13 protein-coding genes and 1 pseudogene are annotated in these 16,253 nt (G+C 70.3%); 8 read left to right on the forward strand and 6 right to left on the reverse strand.

The window, feature by feature from the left end; translation table 11 throughout:
• Window positions 1–6: 6 nt before the first annotated feature.
• The 4 genes from WYM_RS07590 to WYM_RS07605 form a co-directional block, all read right to left on the reverse strand.
• On the reverse strand, window positions 7–1,224 hold the full coding sequence (locus tag WYM_RS07590) for a saccharopine dehydrogenase family protein (protein ID WP_019180233.1): 1,218 nt from the start codon (window positions 1,222–1,224) through the stop codon (window positions 7–9).
• 47 nt (window positions 1,225–1,271) lie between these two features.
• The gene (locus WYM_RS07595; protein ID WP_019180234.1) at window positions 1,272–2,939 is read right to left on the reverse strand and encodes a DNA repair helicase XPB; all 1,668 of its coding nucleotides are present in this window, start codon (window positions 2,937–2,939) and stop codon (window positions 1,272–1,274) included.
• A gap of 74 nt (window positions 2,940–3,013) precedes the next feature.
• Window positions 3,014–4,729 (reverse strand): helicase-associated domain-containing protein, encoded by a 1,716-nt coding sequence (locus tag WYM_RS07600; RefSeq protein WP_019180235.1) that lies wholly within the window; start codon window positions 4,727–4,729, stop codon window positions 3,014–3,016.
• A 4-nt stretch (window positions 4,730–4,733) separates the two neighbouring features.
• Complete coding sequence (locus WYM_RS07605; RefSeq protein WP_019180236.1) at window positions 4,734–5,000, reverse strand: hypothetical protein; 267 nt, start codon at window positions 4,998–5,000, stop codon at window positions 4,734–4,736.
• Between the two features lie 188 nt (window positions 5,001–5,188).
• Between WYM_RS07605 and WYM_RS07610 the strand changes: the two genes are divergently transcribed.
• Both WYM_RS07610 and WYM_RS21070 read left to right on the forward strand, forming a co-directional pair.
• Window positions 5,189–5,572, forward strand: a complete 384-nt coding sequence (locus WYM_RS07610) for a cold-shock protein (protein ID WP_026059653.1) — start codon at window positions 5,189–5,191, stop codon at window positions 5,570–5,572.
• Window positions 5,556–6,638 (forward strand): DUF3027 domain-containing protein, encoded by a 1,083-nt coding sequence (locus WYM_RS21070; RefSeq protein ID WP_019180238.1) that lies wholly within the window; start codon window positions 5,556–5,558, stop codon window positions 6,636–6,638. The genes WYM_RS07610 and WYM_RS21070 overlap by 17 nt, the downstream gene beginning before the upstream one ends.
• 179 nt (window positions 6,639–6,817) lie before the next feature.
• Here WYM_RS21070 and serC read toward each other — a convergent pair whose 3' ends face one another.
• Window positions 6,818–7,948 (reverse strand): phosphoserine transaminase, encoded by a 1,131-nt coding sequence (serC, locus tag WYM_RS07620; RefSeq protein WP_019180239.1) that lies wholly within the window; start codon window positions 7,946–7,948, stop codon window positions 6,818–6,820.
• 428 nt (window positions 7,949–8,376) lie between these two features.
• On the opposite strand from serC, the gene WYM_RS07625 reads away from it, so the two are divergent.
• From WYM_RS07625 to WYM_RS07640, 4 genes are all read left to right on the forward strand, one after another.
• Window positions 8,377–9,204 carry an endonuclease domain-containing protein gene (locus WYM_RS07625; protein ID WP_019180240.1) on the forward strand — a complete coding sequence of 276 codons (828 nt, stop codon included), beginning with the start codon at window positions 8,377–8,379 and terminating at the stop codon, window positions 9,202–9,204.
• Window positions 9,205–9,410: 206 nt separating this feature from the next.
• Window positions 9,411–10,112, forward strand: coding sequence for a metal-dependent transcriptional regulator (locus WYM_RS07630; RefSeq protein ID WP_019180241.1), 702 nt, complete (start codon window positions 9,411–9,413; stop codon window positions 10,110–10,112).
• A 252-nt stretch (window positions 10,113–10,364) separates the two neighbouring features.
• Window positions 10,365–11,273 carry a M23 family metallopeptidase gene (locus WYM_RS07635; protein ID WP_019180242.1) on the forward strand — a complete coding sequence of 303 codons (909 nt, stop codon included), beginning with the start codon at window positions 10,365–10,367 and terminating at the stop codon, window positions 11,271–11,273.
• Between the two features lie 414 nt (window positions 11,274–11,687).
• The gene (locus WYM_RS07640) at window positions 11,688–12,185 is read left to right on the forward strand and encodes an HNH endonuclease (RefSeq protein ID WP_019180243.1); all 498 of its coding nucleotides are present in this window, start codon (window positions 11,688–11,690) and stop codon (window positions 12,183–12,185) included.
• 51 nt (window positions 12,186–12,236) lie between these two features.
• On the opposite strand, the gene WYM_RS07645 is transcribed toward WYM_RS07640, so the two are convergent.
• Window positions 12,237–13,451, reverse strand: coding sequence for an MFS transporter (locus tag WYM_RS07645; RefSeq protein ID WP_051008096.1), 1,215 nt, complete (start codon window positions 13,449–13,451; stop codon window positions 12,237–12,239).
• 276 nt (window positions 13,452–13,727) lie between these two features.
• On the opposite strand from WYM_RS07645, the gene WYM_RS19665 reads away from it, so the two are divergent.
• Both WYM_RS19665 and WYM_RS19670 read left to right on the forward strand, forming a co-directional pair.
• Window positions 13,728–14,558, forward strand: a complete 831-nt coding sequence (locus WYM_RS19665; protein ID WP_237739348.1) for a hypothetical protein — start codon at window positions 13,728–13,730, stop codon at window positions 14,556–14,558.
• Window positions 14,558–16,145, forward strand: a pseudogene (locus WYM_RS19670) (DNA polymerase Y family protein). The gene WYM_RS19665 and the pseudogene WYM_RS19670 overlap by 1 nt, the downstream one beginning before the upstream one ends.
• Window positions 16,146–16,253: the final 108 nt, after the last annotated feature.

The raw sequence follows: 16,253 nt of genomic DNA on the forward strand, positions 1-16,253 counted from the left end.
CGGCGGTCAGGCTCTCGCCGGGCCGAGCGACGACGTCTCGACCGTGAACCGGTGCTGTCGCAGGCGTTCGGCGAGCGCGTCGCCCATGGCCACCATCGGTGTGAGCACGCCCGCGCGCTCGGGAAGATCGTCGAACGCCAGGCTCAAGGCGGACTGCCCGAGCATCACGGCGGTGCCGCGGTAACCCGGGTCGTAGGGCGCCGCGAACCGGGTGCGCACCGGCGCCCCGGTCACTGGATACACATCGACGTCGATCGCGAATCGACCGGCGTTCATCGTCTTCTCCGAGGGCCCTTCGCCCGGCGCAGGCAGAGCACGATCGAGGAGCGCCCGAGTCGGAGGGAACAGCAGCCCGGCGACGAGCGCGTCACTCGCCGTCGCGACGCCGGCGGCCTGAAGTCTGCCCCGCAGGCCGCTCTTCGTGTCGACCACCTCGCGGTACCGCATCAGCTGTCCGTAGCTCCAGCCGGTGAGAAAGCTCGACCGCTGCACGATCTGCTGGTTGTATCCGGCCATGACGAAAGGCGCCTGCCACCTGCCGCTGCTGTCTTGACGAAGTCCCCGCGGTCGGCTGCTGCGCGGGAGCCGCACAGAAGGTCCGCCGGTGAGCGAGAAGGGGTCTGCCATCGTCTTTCGCAAGGAGGGGTCCGACTGAGCCGCCGCGAGCTGCTGCCGCAGGGAGTCGACCGTCCCCCCGCTGATCCCGCCGCGGAGCGAGCGCACCTGCACCGTCGCCTCCACGAGTGGCACTGCTCCCGCTGCGGCATGGGCGAGGCCCACGCCCAGGTCCGATGGCACGGAGTCGAACCCGCACGAGTGGACGATACGGGCACCGGTGCCCTGGGCGAGCTCGTGTGCGCGCTCGATGCTGCGCGCGACGAAGACGCTCTCGCCCGAGAGGTCGGCGTACGACGTCCCGGCTGCGGCACACGCCTCGACGACAGGGAGGCCGTGACGGAGATAGGGGCCGACCGTCGTGGCGACGACGGCGGTCGATTCGGCGAGGCGGCGGACAGCGCCGCCGTCTGTCACGTCCACCTCGACGGTGGGCCAGGCGACCCCCAGGTGGTTCCGCAGCTGCTCCAGGCGCTCGGTGGAGCGCCCTGCGATCGCGATGCGTGCACCGTCCGGTGCCGCGTCGGCCATATGTTCGGCGGTCAGGCGACCGACGAAGCCGGTCGCCCCGAGGAGTACGACGTCGAAGGTCCTGTCGGAGGGTGCCATGAGCGCGAGCCTACGCACGCACCGCCCGTCCGACCCGGGGCTTGACGTCAGGCCGCGAGCGAGTGGGCGTCGAGGATCGTGTAGGCGTAACCCTGTTCGGCGAGGAAGCGCTGCCGGTTCTGCGCGAAGTCCTGGTCGACCGTGTCGCGCGCGATGAGGGTGTAGAAGCTGGCGGTGTTGCCCGACTTCTTCGGGCGCAGCAGGCGTCCGAGCCGCTGGGCTTCCTCCTGGCGCGAACCGAACGATCCCGACACCTGGATGGCGACGGATGCCTCGGGCAGGTCGATCGAGAAGTTCGCGACCTTCGACACCACGAGCACCGAGATCTCGCCCACGCGGAACGCCTGGTAGAGCTCCTCGCGCTCGTCGACCGGGGTCTGGCCGGTGATCTTCGGTGCGTTCAGCGCATCGGCGAGCACGTCGATCTGGTCGAGGTACTGGCCGATGATGAGGATGCGCTCGCCCTCGTGCCGCTCGACCAGCTGCCGCACGACGCCGATCTTCGCGGGCGCCGTGGCGGCGAGCCGGTAGCGCTCGTCGTCGGCGGCCGCCGCGTACTCGAGCCGATCGCCGGCGGGAAGATCCACCCGCACCTCGTAGCAGACGGCGGGGGAGATGAAGCCCTGCGCTTCGATCTCCTTCCACGGCGCGTCGAACCGCTTGGGACCGATCAGGCTGAACACGTCGCCCTCGCGACCGTCCTCGCGTACGAGGGTCGCCGTGAGCCCGAGGCGCCGGCGGGCCTGCAGGTCGGCGGTGAGCTTGAAGACCGGCGCGGGCAGCAGGTGGACCTCGTCGTAGACGATCAGTCCCCAGTCGAGGGCGTCCAGCAGCGCGAGGTGGGCGTACTCGCCTTTTCGCTTCGCGGTGAGGATCTGGTACGTCGCGATGGTGACCGGCTTGATCTCCTTGGCCTGACCGGAGTACTCGCCGATCTCCTCGGGAGTCAGCGACGTGCGGCGCAGCAGCTCGTCGCGCCACTGCCGCGCGCTCACGGTGTTGGTCACGAGGATGAGTGTCGTGGTCTTCGTCTCGGCCATGGCGGCCGCGCCCACGAGCGTCTTGCCGGCGCCGCACGGCAGTACCACGACGCCCGAGCCGCCCTCGGTGAAGATGTCGACGGCCTGTCGCTGGTAGGGGCGCAGCGTCCACTCCGCACCCTCGCCCTCTTCGGCGAGGTCGATGGGGTGGGGGGTGCCGGGCGTGTAGCCGGCGAGGTCTTCGGCGGGCCAGCCGATCTTCAGCAGCTCCTGCTTGATCTGACCGCGCGCCCACGCATCGATGACGTACGTGTCAGGGGAGGGGTGGCCGATGAGGAGTGGCTGGATCCGCTTGTTCTTCGACACCTCGGCCAGCACCGCGGCATCCGTCGACCGCAGGATCAGCTCGCCCTCTCCGCCGTCCTCGACGCGGTTGCGATCGATGACGAGCCGCCCGTAGCGGCCGACGGTCTCGGCGATGTCGATGGAGACCGAGGGCGGCACCGGAAAACGCGACCAGCGCTCAAGGGTGGCGAGCATGTCGGCGGCGTCGTGCCCGGCGGCGCGGGCGTTCCAGAGACCGAGCCGCGTGACGCGGTAGGTGTGGATGTGCTCGGGAGCACGTTCCAGCTCGGCGAAGATCGCCAGCTCGTGCCGCGCGCTCTCCGCGTCGGGGTGCGCGACTTCGAGCAGCACAGTGCGATCGCTCTGAACGATGAGGGGGCCGTCAGCCATAACGGGCAATTCTACCGGGGCTCGAAGGCGGCCGGATCGTGCCGGTGGCAATCCGCCGATCGCAGCGCCGCTTCTTACAGCGCGCGCACGCTCACGATGCTCGACACGGGAAGAGTGCGTTCGATGTCGGCGGCGCGGTCGCGACCCCGCAGCCTGCCACCGCCGAGCCCGGCGGCCTCGAGGGTCAACGCGCGCTCCGAGCCGTCCGGCATTCGCACGACGACCTGGATCTCGGCCCGCGCACGGACCGCCTGCTCGAGCTCGCGCTCGAGCCACCCCGCCTCGCCGTCGGTGCCGTGACCGCCGCGGAGAGTCGCGATCAGTCGCGCGTACGTCTGTGCGGGTGCGCCGGTGGCGGCGGTCGGCGCGAGGGTCACCCGCCGATGAACCGACTCGGCGGCGCCCGAGTCGTCGACCGCCACGACGGGGTAGCGCGCGTCGGCCAGGGTCCAGTAGACGGCGTCGCGGGCGACTCGCGACGTCAGCCCTCCCTCGGCGGGAAGCAGACCGAGCGGGCGAAGCGACTGGTCGACGGCGATCGTCTCGAGCAGGGAGGGATCGGGGCTCTCGACAAGGGTGCGGCCGGCGGCTTCATCGGCGCGTACGCGCACCAGGCCGTGGCGGGCGGCCGTGCTCTCGATCAGGTACTGAAGAGGCTGCGGGATGCCGGTGAGCGAGAGTCCTGCGAGGAACTCGCGCACCGAGTCCGCCGTCTCGCCTTCGGTCATGCCCGCGCCCAGCGACGCCGCGGTGAATCGGTACGTCGAGGCTTGGGCGCGCGATTCCCGGAGGGCGATCGAGCGGAGCCGCAGGTCGAGGGAGGGTGCCAGCGGTCCCGGGGCGATCGCGGTGAGGTCGGCCTGCAGGTAGACGCGGTCGATCTCGGCGGGCAGGTGCTCGGCGATCGCCGCGGCATCGGCCGGAGCGCCCGAGCGGAGGGACGCCGTCCACGGGAACTCCTCGCCGCCCTGGCCGATCAGACCCCAGCGCGCCGCGATCCGCCGCAGCCCGGCAGCACGATCCGGCCAGTCGGGGTCGAGAGGATAGGCGTCCGGCCACACGACCGACGGGATGATGCCGCCCTCGGGGGTGCGCAGTCCAGGGGGCAGGTGCGAGCGGAAGCCATCGGCGATCTGCGCCCACCGCTGCGGGGTCGGCGTCTGGAGCCACTCCTGGCCGGCGTCGGTCACCGCCCACTCGCGATCGCGGGCGTCTGCCAGACGCGCGGCCTCGGCCGAGGCGAGCAGATCGTCGAGGTCTTCCGGCGCCGCGATGGCCCCGGCATCCGTCAATCGCCGACGATCGGCGGCGCTCACGGTTCCCGATCCGGTGCGGCCGAGGGGCGCGTGCAGGCAGGCGAGCAGGACGTCGGCTAAGGAGCCGGCCGTGTTGAACGCCCGCTCGGCGGCCGCAGCGACCGCCTGGGGGTCGGCGGGTGCGTGCTCGTGCGGATGGTCCGCCGGCACGAACGCCTCCGGCCTCGCCGCTGCGGCCGCATCGAGACGCTCGCGGACTGCTCCGAACGGACGGCCGGAGTCGTCGACCAAGGCGAGCTGTGCCGCGGTGCCGTCGGGAGCGGCGGCGCCTGTCGCGAGTGCGATCAGTTCCCCCCGCGCGAGGCGGGTGAGGGCCCGGTCCACCGATGACGGCTCGAGCAGCCCTTCAGCGGCGTCGAAGAGGTCGTGCCACCCGCTGGAAGCCGACACCCCTCGGGAGGCCAGCGCGGCTGCGAGCGCGACGTCGTCGCGAGCTGCGAGCCACGTCGCGAGAGCGCGCGCGTCGGAGGCCAACCGGTCAGCCCCCTCGGTTCGCCCGCGCCCTTCGCACGAAGCTCATGATGAGAACGGCCAGGAGCAGCGCGAACGCCACGATCGGCGCGATGTACACCAGGACGCCGACGAGGGGCCAGATGCCGGATCTCATGTCCGCGTCCGCGGCAGAGGCGATCATGATCGCGAAGAAGCTCACGATCGAGAGCACGAGCAGGCCGAGCGACATGAACGCAAGAATGCGGTCGATGCGGCGGACGGGAAGGTCCTCGCCGGGAGACTTGGTGCTCATCGGGCTCAGCCTACCGGCTGAGTGCTCCCTCTCGAACGGGCGCGCGGCGAGGCGAGACGCCGCGTGCGACTTCATGGGCCGGTGCCGGATGCCGAGCCGGTAGGCTGGAGGAGTGGGAATCACCCACGTTCGTCATGCAGTTTTTCCGCCCGCGCCCGTTCGCGAGCGCCGTCATCAGCGAGGTTCGGATGCCCACCGGCAAGGTCAGGTTCTACGACGAGGAGAAGGGGTTCGGCTTCATCGCGTCCGATGACGGCCAGGACGTCTTCCTGCACGCCACCGCCCTTCCCGCCGGCACACCTGCGCCCAAGCCGGGTGCACGGCTCGAGTTCGGCGTCGCAGACGGCAAGCGCGGCCCGCAGGCTCTCTCGGTGCGTGTGCTCGAGGCGCCGGTGAGCCTGGCGAAGAAGTCGCGCAAGCCCGCCGACGACATGGCGATCATCATCGAGGACCTCGTCAAGCTGCTCGACAGCATCGGCGGAGACCTGCGCCGTGGCCGGTACCCGAGTGGCGCTCACGCCAAGAAGGTCTCGGCCGTTCTGCGCAAGGTGGCCGATGAGCTCGACGCCTGAGCCGGCCGAGAGTGCCGCCGACGCCGCTCCCGCCGAGTTCGAAGCTCCTGATTTCGGAGCCGCTGATCTGAGCGCCTCGGACTCCGAGCCGACGGTGACGGATGCCGCGGCTGCCGCCGATTCCACGCCCGAGACGCCTCGAGCGGAGTCTGACGCCGAGCCCGAGGCGACGGATTCCGCCGCTTCCGCAGACGCCGGCTCGATCGAGACCGACGCCGACGCCGACCCCGAGGCATCCGCGGCTCCTGATGAGACCGACGTGATCGACGAAGACTTTGTCGAGGCGACTCCGGTCGAGCCCGACCCGGCTCTGCTGGAGTCGCGCGACCTCGCCCTCGCGGCGCTGCACGAGATCACCCCCACGTGGACGGTCGGTGATCCCGCCGACTACCGCGTCGAGCGCGACGGCGTCGTGTCGCTGCGCTTCGCGAACCGCCTGCCCGGCTACCCGGGCTGGCTCTGGACGGTCAGCCTCGCTCGCGTCGAGGGCGCCGAGCCGACCGTGCTCGAAGTCGAGCTGCTTCCCGCAGACGGCGCGCTGCTCGCGCCGGACTGGGTGCCGTGGGCAGAGCGCCTCGCCGACTATCACGCGGCGCAGGCGGCGCTCGCCGAAGCGGCGCACTTGGCCGGCGAAGAGGCGGCCGACCAGGACGTCGACGACGAGGACGATGAGGATCTCGACGACGTCGACGACCTCGACGCCGCGGACTTCGACCAGGACGGGTCGCGCATCCTGCACGCTGGCGATGTCGACGGTGTCGACATCGACGAGCTCGCCGATGACGACGCGGAGGACGACTTCGACGACTCGGACGTCGACGACTCCGACGAGGACGACTCCGACGATGACTCTGATGACGATTCCGACGACGAGGACTTCGACGACGACGACGATTCCGACGACGAGGACTCCGACGACGACGATTCGGACGACGAGGACGACGAGGACTCCGACGACGAGGACGACGAGGACTCCGAAGACGGCGGCTCGGATGAGGACGACGACGACCGCGATGAGGACGATGACGACTCGGACGATGACGACGAGGACCGTTCGGGCGCCTAGTTCATGACTTCTCGCCAGGGCGGACCGGCATCGAGTCGCGCTCTACATCGCTCTCGCGCCATCTGACCTCGACGGGACCGAGGCAGGCCGTAACCCGCTGCGACGAGGATCACTCTGTGTGTGAGCCGCTCGCTGATGGCGCCGGTGCCCTCGCCCTTGCGTGAGCGCCGGCGTGCCTCTCAGCCGAGGCGCTCGACGGTGTAGTCGATGCAGCGGATGAGCTGCCGCACGTCGTCCGGGTCGATGGAGACGAACGTCGCGATGCGCAGCTGGTTGCGGCCGAGCTTGCGGTACGGCTCGGTGTCGACGATGCCGTTGGCGCGCAGGCTCTTGGCGACAGCTGCGGCATCCACCGCATCGTCGAAGTCGATGGTCACGACGACGCGGGAGCGGTCCGCAGGGTCGGCGACGAACGGCGTGGCGAAGGCGGATGCCTCGGCCCACCTGTACAGCTGCTGCGACGACTCGCGGGTGCGGGCGTCCGCCCACTGCAGGCCGCCGTTGCCGTTGATCCAGGTGAGCTGCTCGTTGAGCAGGAACAGCGTCGCGAGGGCAGGCGTGTTGAGCGTCTGCCTCAGGCGGGAGTTGTCGAGCGCCTGCTTCAGGCTCAGGAACTCGGGGATGTAACGCCCCGACGCGGCGATGCGCTCGATGCGCTCGATCGCCGCCGGCGAGACCAGCGCGAACCACAGGCCGCCGTCCGAGCCGAGGTTCTTCTGCGGGGCGAAGTAGTACACGTCCGCCTCTCGAGCCGAGAAGTCGATGCCGCCCGCGGCGCTCGTGGCGTCGATCACGGTGAGGGCTCCCTCGTCTCCGTGCACCCGCTGCACAGGGGCGGAGACGCCGGTCGAGGTCTCGTTGTGCGGCCAGGCGTACACGTCGACGCCCGCCGTCGCCTCGGGAGAGGTTCCCGTCCCGGCGGGCACCTCTCGGACATCGGGGGCTTCGAGCCAGGGAGCCTTCGCCGCCTTGGCGAACTTGCCGCCGAACTCGCCGAAGACGAGGTGCTGGCTGCGCTTCTCGATCAGGCCGAATGCCGCCGCATCCCAGAAAGCGGTGGAGCCGCCGTTGCCGAGGATGACCTCGTAGCCCTCGGGGAGGCGGAACAGGTCGCCGAGTCCGGCGCGCACGTGGCCGACGAGGTCCTTGACCGGAGCCTGCCGGTGCGACGTGCCCATCAGTGCCGCTCCGCGGCTCGCGAGCGCCTCGAGGTGGGCCGGGATGATCTTGGCCGGGCCGCACCCGAACCGACCGTCGGCGGGGAGGATCTCGCGGGGCAGGATGACGGAGGGCGGCGCGATGTGGGACATGCGTCGATTCTAGAGAGCGGGCGTGGCCACCCTTCGCGCGTGACGTGCCGTGACGCCCGGCATCCGCTCTCGTCCTCTCTTCGGTGCCGGCGGCTCGGTGGGCGTGCCCGTCAACAGGTCAACCGGCGCTCCGCAGGAGGGATATGCGCGCGAACCTCCTGCGAAAGGCTGGTGGACCTGTTGCCGCGCGGACGGGGGAGCGAACAGGCGGTCTCCGCTGTCGCCATCCGTTTCCCCTCATCCACACCCCGCCCGCCCTTCAACAGGTCAACCGGGGTTCGACAGGAGGAATGTGCGCGCGAACCTCCTGCGGAAGGCTGGTTGACCTGTCGGGCGCAGGTTCCTCTACAGCCGCTACGCCACGCGCGTTGTCCACCGATAAGGGTTCCGCGGTCCGGCACAGCCCGCGCGCATCCCACGATTGCTGCGTGCAGGATCTGATGAAGGCAGTCGGGGCCGCGGGCGGCATCGTGCGAGTATCCGTGCTGGTCGACGCCGGGGTCGGCCGACGCGCGATCTCGCAGGCCGTGGCGCGCGGATGGCTCACCATCCCGAAGCGTGGATGGGTCGCCGACAAGGCCGCCGATCCCTCTCTCGTCGCCGCCGCGCGGGCCGGGGTCGTGCTGACCTGCATCACCCAGGCGAAGCGACTCGGACTGTGGGTGCTCCAAGAGGACCGTCCGCATGTCGGCGCGGCGTCGTCCGCCTCGCGGCTGGCGCTGCCCGATGTCAGAGTGCACTGGAGTCTGCCGGTCGTGCCGTGGGCTCCCGGCACGCTGGAGGACGGCATCCTGAACACGCTCCTCCTGGTGGCGAGCTGTCAGCCGTACGAATGCGCGCTCGCCGTCTGGGAGTCGGCGCTCAACCGTGGACTCGTCGCCAAGGAGGAGCTGGCACGACTCCCGTTGCGGCCTCGTGCTCGACGCCTGCTGGGCGACGCCTCGCCCTTCTCGGACTCGGGTCTCGAGACGATCGTCATCGTGCGCTTGAGGTGGTTGCGGGTCCCGATCCAGCCGCAGATCTGGATCACTGGGCACCGCGTGGACTTCCTGATCGGCGACCGGCTCGTGCTGCAGGTGGATGGCGGACATCACGTCGGGCTGCAGCGGGCGGAGGATGTCGCGCACGACGCGGCGTTGACCCTGCTGGGCTATCACGTGATCCGGGTCACCTACGTCCAGGTGGTGGAGCGTTGGCACGAGGTGCAGGACCTCATCACGCGAGCCATCGCGCAAGGGCTGCATCGTGCGGCATGAACTGGAGGTTCAGCAGGTCAACCGCGGTTCCACAGGAGGATGCCGCGGCCGAACCTCCTGCGAAAGGCTGGTTGTCCTGTCGAGCAGCCGTCCGAACCGCGGGCCGCACACCCCAAGGCCCTTGCCCCGCACACCGCGCGCCGCCTGGGGGTCAGTGGCGGAAGATAGGCTGTCCTTACCCTTCCGAGCATCGAGGACACCGCGACATGACAGACCTGATCGACACCACCGAGATGTACCTGCGCACGATCCTCGAGCTCGAGGAGGAGAACATCGTGCCGCTGCGGGCTCGCATCTCGGAGCGCCTGGGCCACTCCGGTCCGACGGTGTCGCAGACGATCGGGCGCATGGAGCGCGACGGGCTCGTGGTGGTGTCAGAGGACCGCACGCTCGAACTGACCGATGCCGGGCGTCAGAAGGCCGTCGACGTGATGCGCAAGCACCGTCTCGCCGAGCGGCTCCTCTCCGATGTCATCGGCCTGGACTGGGCGTACGTGCACGAGGAGGCGTGCCGCTGGGAGCACGTCATGAGCGAGCAGGTCGAGCGCCGCCTCGTCGAGCTGCTCGGCCACCCCACCGAGTCGCCGTACGGCAACCCGATCCCCGGGCTCGATCAGCTCGGCGATCTGCCGGCGAACAACTTCGAGCAGGGCGTGGTGGGCCTCGTCCGCCGCCTCAACGACGCGGGCGAGCCGATCACCGGCACTGTCCGCCGCCTCGCCGAGCCGGCCCAGGTCGACCCCGAGCTGCTCCAGCAGCTGAAGGGTGCAGGCGTCATCCCGGGCGCGACCGGAGACTACCGCTACAACGAGGGCTACGTGCTCGTGCAGATGCACGGGAACGACGAAGGGCTGGAGCTTCCGGTCGAGGTCGCGTCGCACATCTTCCTCGTCGACGAACTGCGCTGACGATTGCGGATTCCTCGGCGCTCAGCATCCGTCACCGTCTCGTCCAGGGGACTGCCAGGCGCCCAGCGTGACATATTCGTTACCTTCGGGTAGCCTCGGAAAGTCCACCAGGCGAGAAGCTCGCCGACCGGACCCCGTGTGAATTGCCTCTCCGGCTCGTCGTTCACGCGGTGAAGCCCGCATATCGTGCCCCGAACATCGAGTGCTGACGAGCCAGGCGCCCTCGGCGCAGAGGCGCCGGAGGACAAAAGTTTGGCTGAAGAGATCGAGTCGCCCGCGAACGAGCAGGACGTCACCCGTCTTTCCCGTCGCACGCGACACCGGGAAACCGCAGCGCGCCGCCCCCGAGCCGCTGCACCCGCGAAGACCGCACCCGCCACGACGACCGCCCGATCGGCGTCGTCGCCGGTCAAGGCCCCGAACCGCGCGATCAAGCCGTTGCGCAGCCTGGTGATCCTGAGCATGGTCGGCGGACTCGTCGCCACGGTCGCGATTCCGGCGTTCGCCGCGGCGCGCCCCACCGACGAAGCCGTCACCATCCAGCAGATGGCGGCCGACGACGCTCAGTCGTTCGTCGCCGCATCCGACGCGAACGCCACGCAGCTGTCGCGTGAGAGCTACTCGGCCACGACCGCCGAGGAGATCGAGAAGAAGAAGGCAGCCGAAGCCGCTGCTGAGCGGGCCCGCCTCGCGGCGCAGGCCGCAGCCGCGTCGGCATCGCGCCCCGGCATCAAGGTCGACCTCAGCATGGTCGCTCCCGGAACCGGTGCGGTGCGGTGGCCTCTGACGAACTTCACCATGGGTGAGGGATTCGGCACACGCGGCGGCGCCCACATGGGCATCGACATGCTCGCCTCCGGCGGAACGCCGATCTATGCCGCCGCCGCCGGTGTCGTGAAGGTGTCGCAGGAGAGTTACGGCGGCTACGGTGTCGCGGTCACGATCGACCACGTCATCAACGGTCAGCGCGTCGGCACCCTGTACGGCCACATGACCTACGGCAGCCGTCAGGTCGTCCCGGGCCAGACGGTCGAGGCGGGTCAGATCATCGGTCTCGTCGGCAGCACCGGCCGCTCGACCGCCAACCACCTGCATTTCGAGACGTACCTCAACGGCTCCAACATCGACCCGCTCGCCTGGCTGCAGCAGAACGCCGGCTGACGAGGCGCACAGTCACAGCAGAACGGATGCCGCAGCCCATCGGGTGGTGGGCCCACGCGCCCCGAGGCTCCGCGCAGCGCGCCAGCGCTGTGTGGAGAGGGCGTGGGGAGCATCCGTTCGCTGGCGCGCAACGCGCCGTTCACGATCGTTTCGGCCTTCTTCGTTGCACCGTGGGTTACCCTGAATCTCGACGCTGAGAGAAGCGGAGGGAGCTGATGGACTGCCAACCACGCATCCGAACCATGGATGCGCTTGGACGACTCGTCCTTCGGCATTGCACGAACGGATGCCGCGGCTCTGCCGTGGCGCCCAGGCGCTGTCTGTAGACAGCGCCTTTTTTCATACCCCTGCGCGCCTCGAATCGTCGAAGTCGAATCACCGGGAAGCCGTCCCGGCCGTTCGAGAGGATGATCAATGCGCACTCTGGTGCTGAATGCGGGCTATGAGCCGCTCGCCGTCGTGTCGTTCAAGCGGGCCCTTGTGCTCGTGATGAACGAGAAGGCCACTGTGATCGAGCACACCGAGACGGAACCGGTGTGGGGCACGAGACGCGCGTATGAGCGCCCGGCGGTGATCATCCTGACGCGGTATGTGCGCGTTCCGGGAGGCCGCCGCGTGCCGGTGACGCGGCGTGGCGTGCTGCGTCGCGACAATCACCGCTGCGCGTACTGCGGAAAGGCCGCCTCGACGATCGACCACGTGCTGCCACGCTCGCGCGGGGGAGCGGACTCGTGGGAGAACCTCGTGGCCTGCTGCCTGCGCTGCAACAACATGAAAGGCGACCGCACGCCGCAGGAGATGCAGTGGGAGCTGCGCTTCACCCCGCACCCGCCGCGCGGGGGGCAGTGGACGGTGCGCGGCACCGAGCGCACCGACCCGCGGTGGGAGCCGTATCTCGCGCTGGCGGCCTGATCGCTCCGCTCCACGACCCCCGTTCAAGACGCCTGGCCGCTGCCGGCTGCTTCAGGCCTCCGCCTCCGTCGTCACTTCCCGCGCGGTGTCGGACGGCGCCTTCTCGGCGCGGCTGAGCAGGATGAACGGCACGGCGACCGCCGAGATCACACCGCTCCAGATCATCGAGGCGCCGTAACCGCCGACATCCGCGACGCGTCCCAGCACCGGCTGGAAGACGACCCCGCCTCCTGAGCCCATGAGCGAGTCGAACGAGAGCACGGTTGCGCGCTGCTTCGACGGGATCATGTCATTGAGGTACGCGCGGTGGACGGGGTCATCGATCGCCGAGCAGATGCCCCACAGGGCTACCAGCGCGAGGGCGAACCAGAAATCGCGCACCAGCCCGAGACCGATCAGGACGGCCGCACTCGAGATGGCGGCCAGCAGGATCGCCGATGTGCGGCGACGGAAGAGTCTGCGCACCCAGGGCGCGAGGGCACCGCCGAGAATCGACGCACCCGACAGCAGTGCGGCCGCCAGACCTGCGATGGAGTATGCCGTCTCGTCGCCCCACAGCTCCAGCAGATAGGGCTGCAGGGCGTAGAACACGTAGATTCCCACGCCCGCCGTGAAGGGGCTGGTGAGCATGAGCCAGCGCACCGGTCGATTGCCGAGGCCGTAGCGGATGGATGCGCGGAAGACGGTGCGTGTCGCCTGCAGCGGTTTCTGCTGGCGGTCCGGCGTGAACCCGAGGTCGCGCATCAGCAGGAGTGCGACGACGAACATCACCAGCAGGATGCCGCCCCGAATCAGGAAGGGAACGCCGAGATCCGTCAGCTGGGCGATGACGCCGCCGAGTACCGACCCCGAGAGCATCGCGATGCCGCCGACGATCTGAGCCCGCCCGAACACCGTCTCGAGGCTGCCTCGGTAGCCGGTCGCCTTCAACGCGTCGACGAGCCAGGCATCCACGGCGCCCGAGAAGAACGTGAACCCGAGGCCGAGAAGCACCGACACGACGGCCCAGGCCCAGAACGGCGATTCCCACACCCAGAGCAGCCAGTACAGAACGGTCGTCGCCGCCAGCGTCACCGTGCCGAGCAGGTACGACGCGCGCCGCCCGACGGTATCAGCCACCACGCCCGTCGGGATCTCGAAGATCAGCATGCCGGCGGTGAAGAACGCATTCGCCGCGAACGCCTCGAGATTCGAAAGGCCGGCGTCCAGCAGGAACAGCGTGTTGATGCCCCAGATGAACGACGCGGCGAGCGTGTTGCCGAGCATCAGCGTGTAGTAGGTGCCCTGCACGCGGCGCGGCGTGGGCAGCGCGGGCGCGGGCTTGGGGGTGGCGATGGCGGCTCCGTCTCTTCCATGAGATCGTCGACACCGCGACAGTATCCCGTCCGTGCGACACCGTCGACCCGTCGCTCATTCCCTCGGCACCGAACACGCGACGGCAAGCCGTTCGCCCTCTCGTTTCTCGAACATAACTGTCGGAACCGAGAGGTAATCTCATTACCTGCGGTTGAAGGCATAGAACACATGTTCTATTCTGGGGAAATGAGGGCGGTTGTGCAGCTCACGGCACAGCAGGTGCACGAATCGGCCGAACCCGGGCGCATGGAGTCGATCTCGGGGTCGATCAGTTCAGCGCCGACCGGCTCCGCGCCGGTCAGCTCAGCGCCGATCAGCACCGTAGCGCGGCTGCGTGCTCAGGTCGAGCGCGTGCAGGGCCGCCGCCTCGATGCGTCGGTGCTGCCGGTGCACCCGGCCCTGTCGTCGCTGCTTCCGGGCGGCGGTCTGCGCGCCGGGTCGGCGTACTCGCTGCCGCGCTCGACCTCGCTGCTCCTGGCGCTGCTCGCACAGCCCACGCAGGCCGGCTCGTGGTGCGGTGTGGTCGGGATGCCGCGGCTCGGCGCCGAGGCGGCCGAGGGACTGGGTGTCGATCTGTCGCGGCTCGTGCTCATCCCCGATCCGGGTGCGCGCTGGCTCGCTGTGACCGCGACCATCGCCGAGGTGCTGCCGGTGGTGGCCGTCCGTCCCGCCGGACGTGCGGCGGACGGCGAGATCTCGCGCCTGGCGGCGCGGCTGCGGGATCGCGGTGCCGTGCTGCTCGTGCAGGGCCCGTGGCCGCAGGCCGAGGCGGTGCTCGAGGTCGGCGACCCGGTGTGGGAGGGAGTGGGGCGCGGGCACGGGTATCTTGCGGGGCGCGAGGTCACCCTCACCGCGTCGAGCCGGCGCTGGCCCCGACCGCGGCGTACCCGCGTGATGCTCCCCGATGCGGCGGGGCATGTCTCCGCCATGGAGTCGGCGCGCGGAGTGCAGCCGGTGCGTGCCGGGGCCGACATGGATCAGGGCGTCTTCCCTCTCGAGGCGCGGGCGGTCGGCTGATGACGCTGAGGTCTCCGGTGCGCAGTCTCGTGCTGTGGTTCCCCGATTGGCCGGTCACGGCGCTGACCCGCGAGGGCACCCCACCGCTCGACCCGTCGCGGGCGATCGCCGTCGTCGAGCGCAATCTCGTGGTCGCGTGCTCGGCGGCCGCGCGCGTCGACGGCGTGCGCCGGGGTCAGCGCCGCCGTGACGCGCAGGCCCGGTGCCCGGGACTGACGGTGGTGCCCGCCGACGCCGTGCGCGATCATCGCGCGTTCGCGCCGATCGTGTCGCTCATCGAAGAGAAGGCGCCCGGTGTGCAGCTGGTGCGCGCGGGACTGTGCGCGCTGCGCGCCCGCGGACCCGCCCGGTACTACGGCGGCGAGACCGAGGCGGCGCACGTGCTGATCGAGTCGCTGCGCGGCCTCGGGCTCGCCGATGTGCGGGCGGGCATCGCCGATGGGCCGTTCACGGCCGAGCAGGCGGCGAAGGCCGCGAACGCGCGGGATCCGGTCTTCGCCGTGCCCGCCGGGGGCGCCGGCGGTTTTCTCGCGCCGCTGTCGGTCGCGGTGCTCGATGCCTCATCGTTCCCGGGCGCCGAGACCACTGACCTCGTGGGCCTCCTCGCCCGCCTCGGCGTGCAGACCCTCGGCGCATTCGCTGCGATGGAGCCCGACCGGGTGCGCGAGCGCTTCGGAGAGCGCGGCATCCGTCTGCACTCCCTGGCCGCCGGACGCGACTCGCAGCCCGTCGAGCCGCGCACCCCGCCACCCGAGCTGGAGCGCGAGGTCGCGTTCGAGCCGCCGCTCGAGATCGCCGACCAGGTCGCCTTCGCGATGCGTCTGACCGCCGACGACTTCATCACGGGGCTCGGCGCGATGGATCTGGTGTGCACCGAGCTGCGCGTCGAGCTCGTCGGCGACCGGGGCGAGCGCAGCGAGCGGGTGTGGCTGCACCCGGGCTCGTTCGACGCGGCTGCGGTCGTGGACCGAGTGCGCTGGCAGCTCGCCGAAGACCAGGAGGGGCTGCGCAGCGGGGTCGCGCTGGTGCGGATCTCTCCCGAAGCGGTGGACGCGGCATCCCATCACGCCCCAGCCCTGTTCGGCGGCGGGCCTGAAGAGCGCGTGCACCACGCACTGTCGCGCGTGCAGGCGATGCTCGGCCATCGCGGCGTGCTGACCCCGGCGATCGGCGGAGGCCGCTGGCTTTCCGAGCGGCAGGTGCTCAGTTCCCTGGGGCGACCGGCACGCGAAGGGGCCCGAGGGTCTCGCGGCGCAGCGCGCCCGCCCGTGGCCGGGAAGCCTGCCCGAGCCGCTGCCCACGACGGTGTTCGCCGATCCGGTGCCGGTCGACGTGCGCGCACTGGGAGGCGAGCTCATCGACGTCGATGAGCGGGGGAGCGTCTCGGCGGTGCCCGCCTATCTCGTCGAGAGCGGTCGCCGACGCGGCATCGAAGCGTGGGCGGGGCCGTGGCCGGTGGTCGAGAGGGGATGGGATGCCGCGCGTGCGCGTCGTGCGCACCGGTTCCAGGTCGTCGACGCCGACGGTGGCGCCTGGCTGCTCGTGTGCGAGGGCGACGTGTGGACCGCGGAGGCCACCTATGACTGACAGCCGGTCCCTGAGCCCGCACTGGCCGCCGAGCCCGTGCCGGTCCCTGACCTCGTGCCGGTCCCTGAGTCCGCGCCGGCCTCCGAGCCCGCGCCGGTCCCTGAGCCC

This window comes from Microbacterium yannicii PS01 (genome assembly GCF_000304335.1).
Taxonomy (GTDB): Bacteria; Actinomycetota; Actinomycetes; order Actinomycetales; family Microbacteriaceae; genus Microbacterium; species Microbacterium yannicii_A.

What these genes read in the sequence shown, in the direction of transcription:
- WYM_RS07590 (WP_019180233.1), bottom strand. Translation starts at nt 1,224, where the DNA reads ATGGCACCCTCCGACAGGACCTTCGACGTCGTACTCCTCGGGGCGACC.
- WYM_RS07595 (WP_019180234.1), bottom strand. Translation starts at nt 2,939, where the DNA reads ATGGCTGACGGCCCCCTCATCGTTCAGAGCGATCGCACTGTGCTGCTC.
- WYM_RS07605 (WP_019180236.1), bottom strand. Translation starts at nt 5,000, where the DNA reads ATGAGCACCAAGTCTCCCGGCGAGGACCTTCCCGTCCGCCGCATCGAC.
- WYM_RS07610 (WP_026059653.1), top strand. Translation starts at nt 5,189, where the DNA reads ATGCCCACCGGCAAGGTCAGGTTCTACGACGAGGAGAAGGGGTTCGGC.
- WYM_RS21070 (WP_019180238.1), top strand. Translation starts at nt 5,556, where the DNA reads ATGAGCTCGACGCCTGAGCCGGCCGAGAGTGCCGCCGACGCCGCTCCC.
- serC (WP_019180239.1), bottom strand. Translation starts at nt 7,948, where the DNA reads ATGTCCCACATCGCGCCGCCCTCCGTCATCCTGCCCCGCGAGATCCTC.
- WYM_RS07630 (WP_019180241.1), top strand. Translation starts at nt 9,411, where the DNA reads ATGACAGACCTGATCGACACCACCGAGATGTACCTGCGCACGATCCTC.
- WYM_RS07640 (WP_019180243.1), top strand. Translation starts at nt 11,688, where the DNA reads ATGCGCACTCTGGTGCTGAATGCGGGCTATGAGCCGCTCGCCGTCGTG.
- WYM_RS07645 (WP_051008096.1), bottom strand. Translation starts at nt 13,451, where the DNA reads ATGCTCGGCAACACGCTCGCCGCGTCGTTCATCTGGGGCATCAACACG.
- WYM_RS19665 (WP_237739348.1), top strand. Translation starts at nt 13,728, where the DNA reads ATGAGGGCGGTTGTGCAGCTCACGGCACAGCAGGTGCACGAATCGGCC.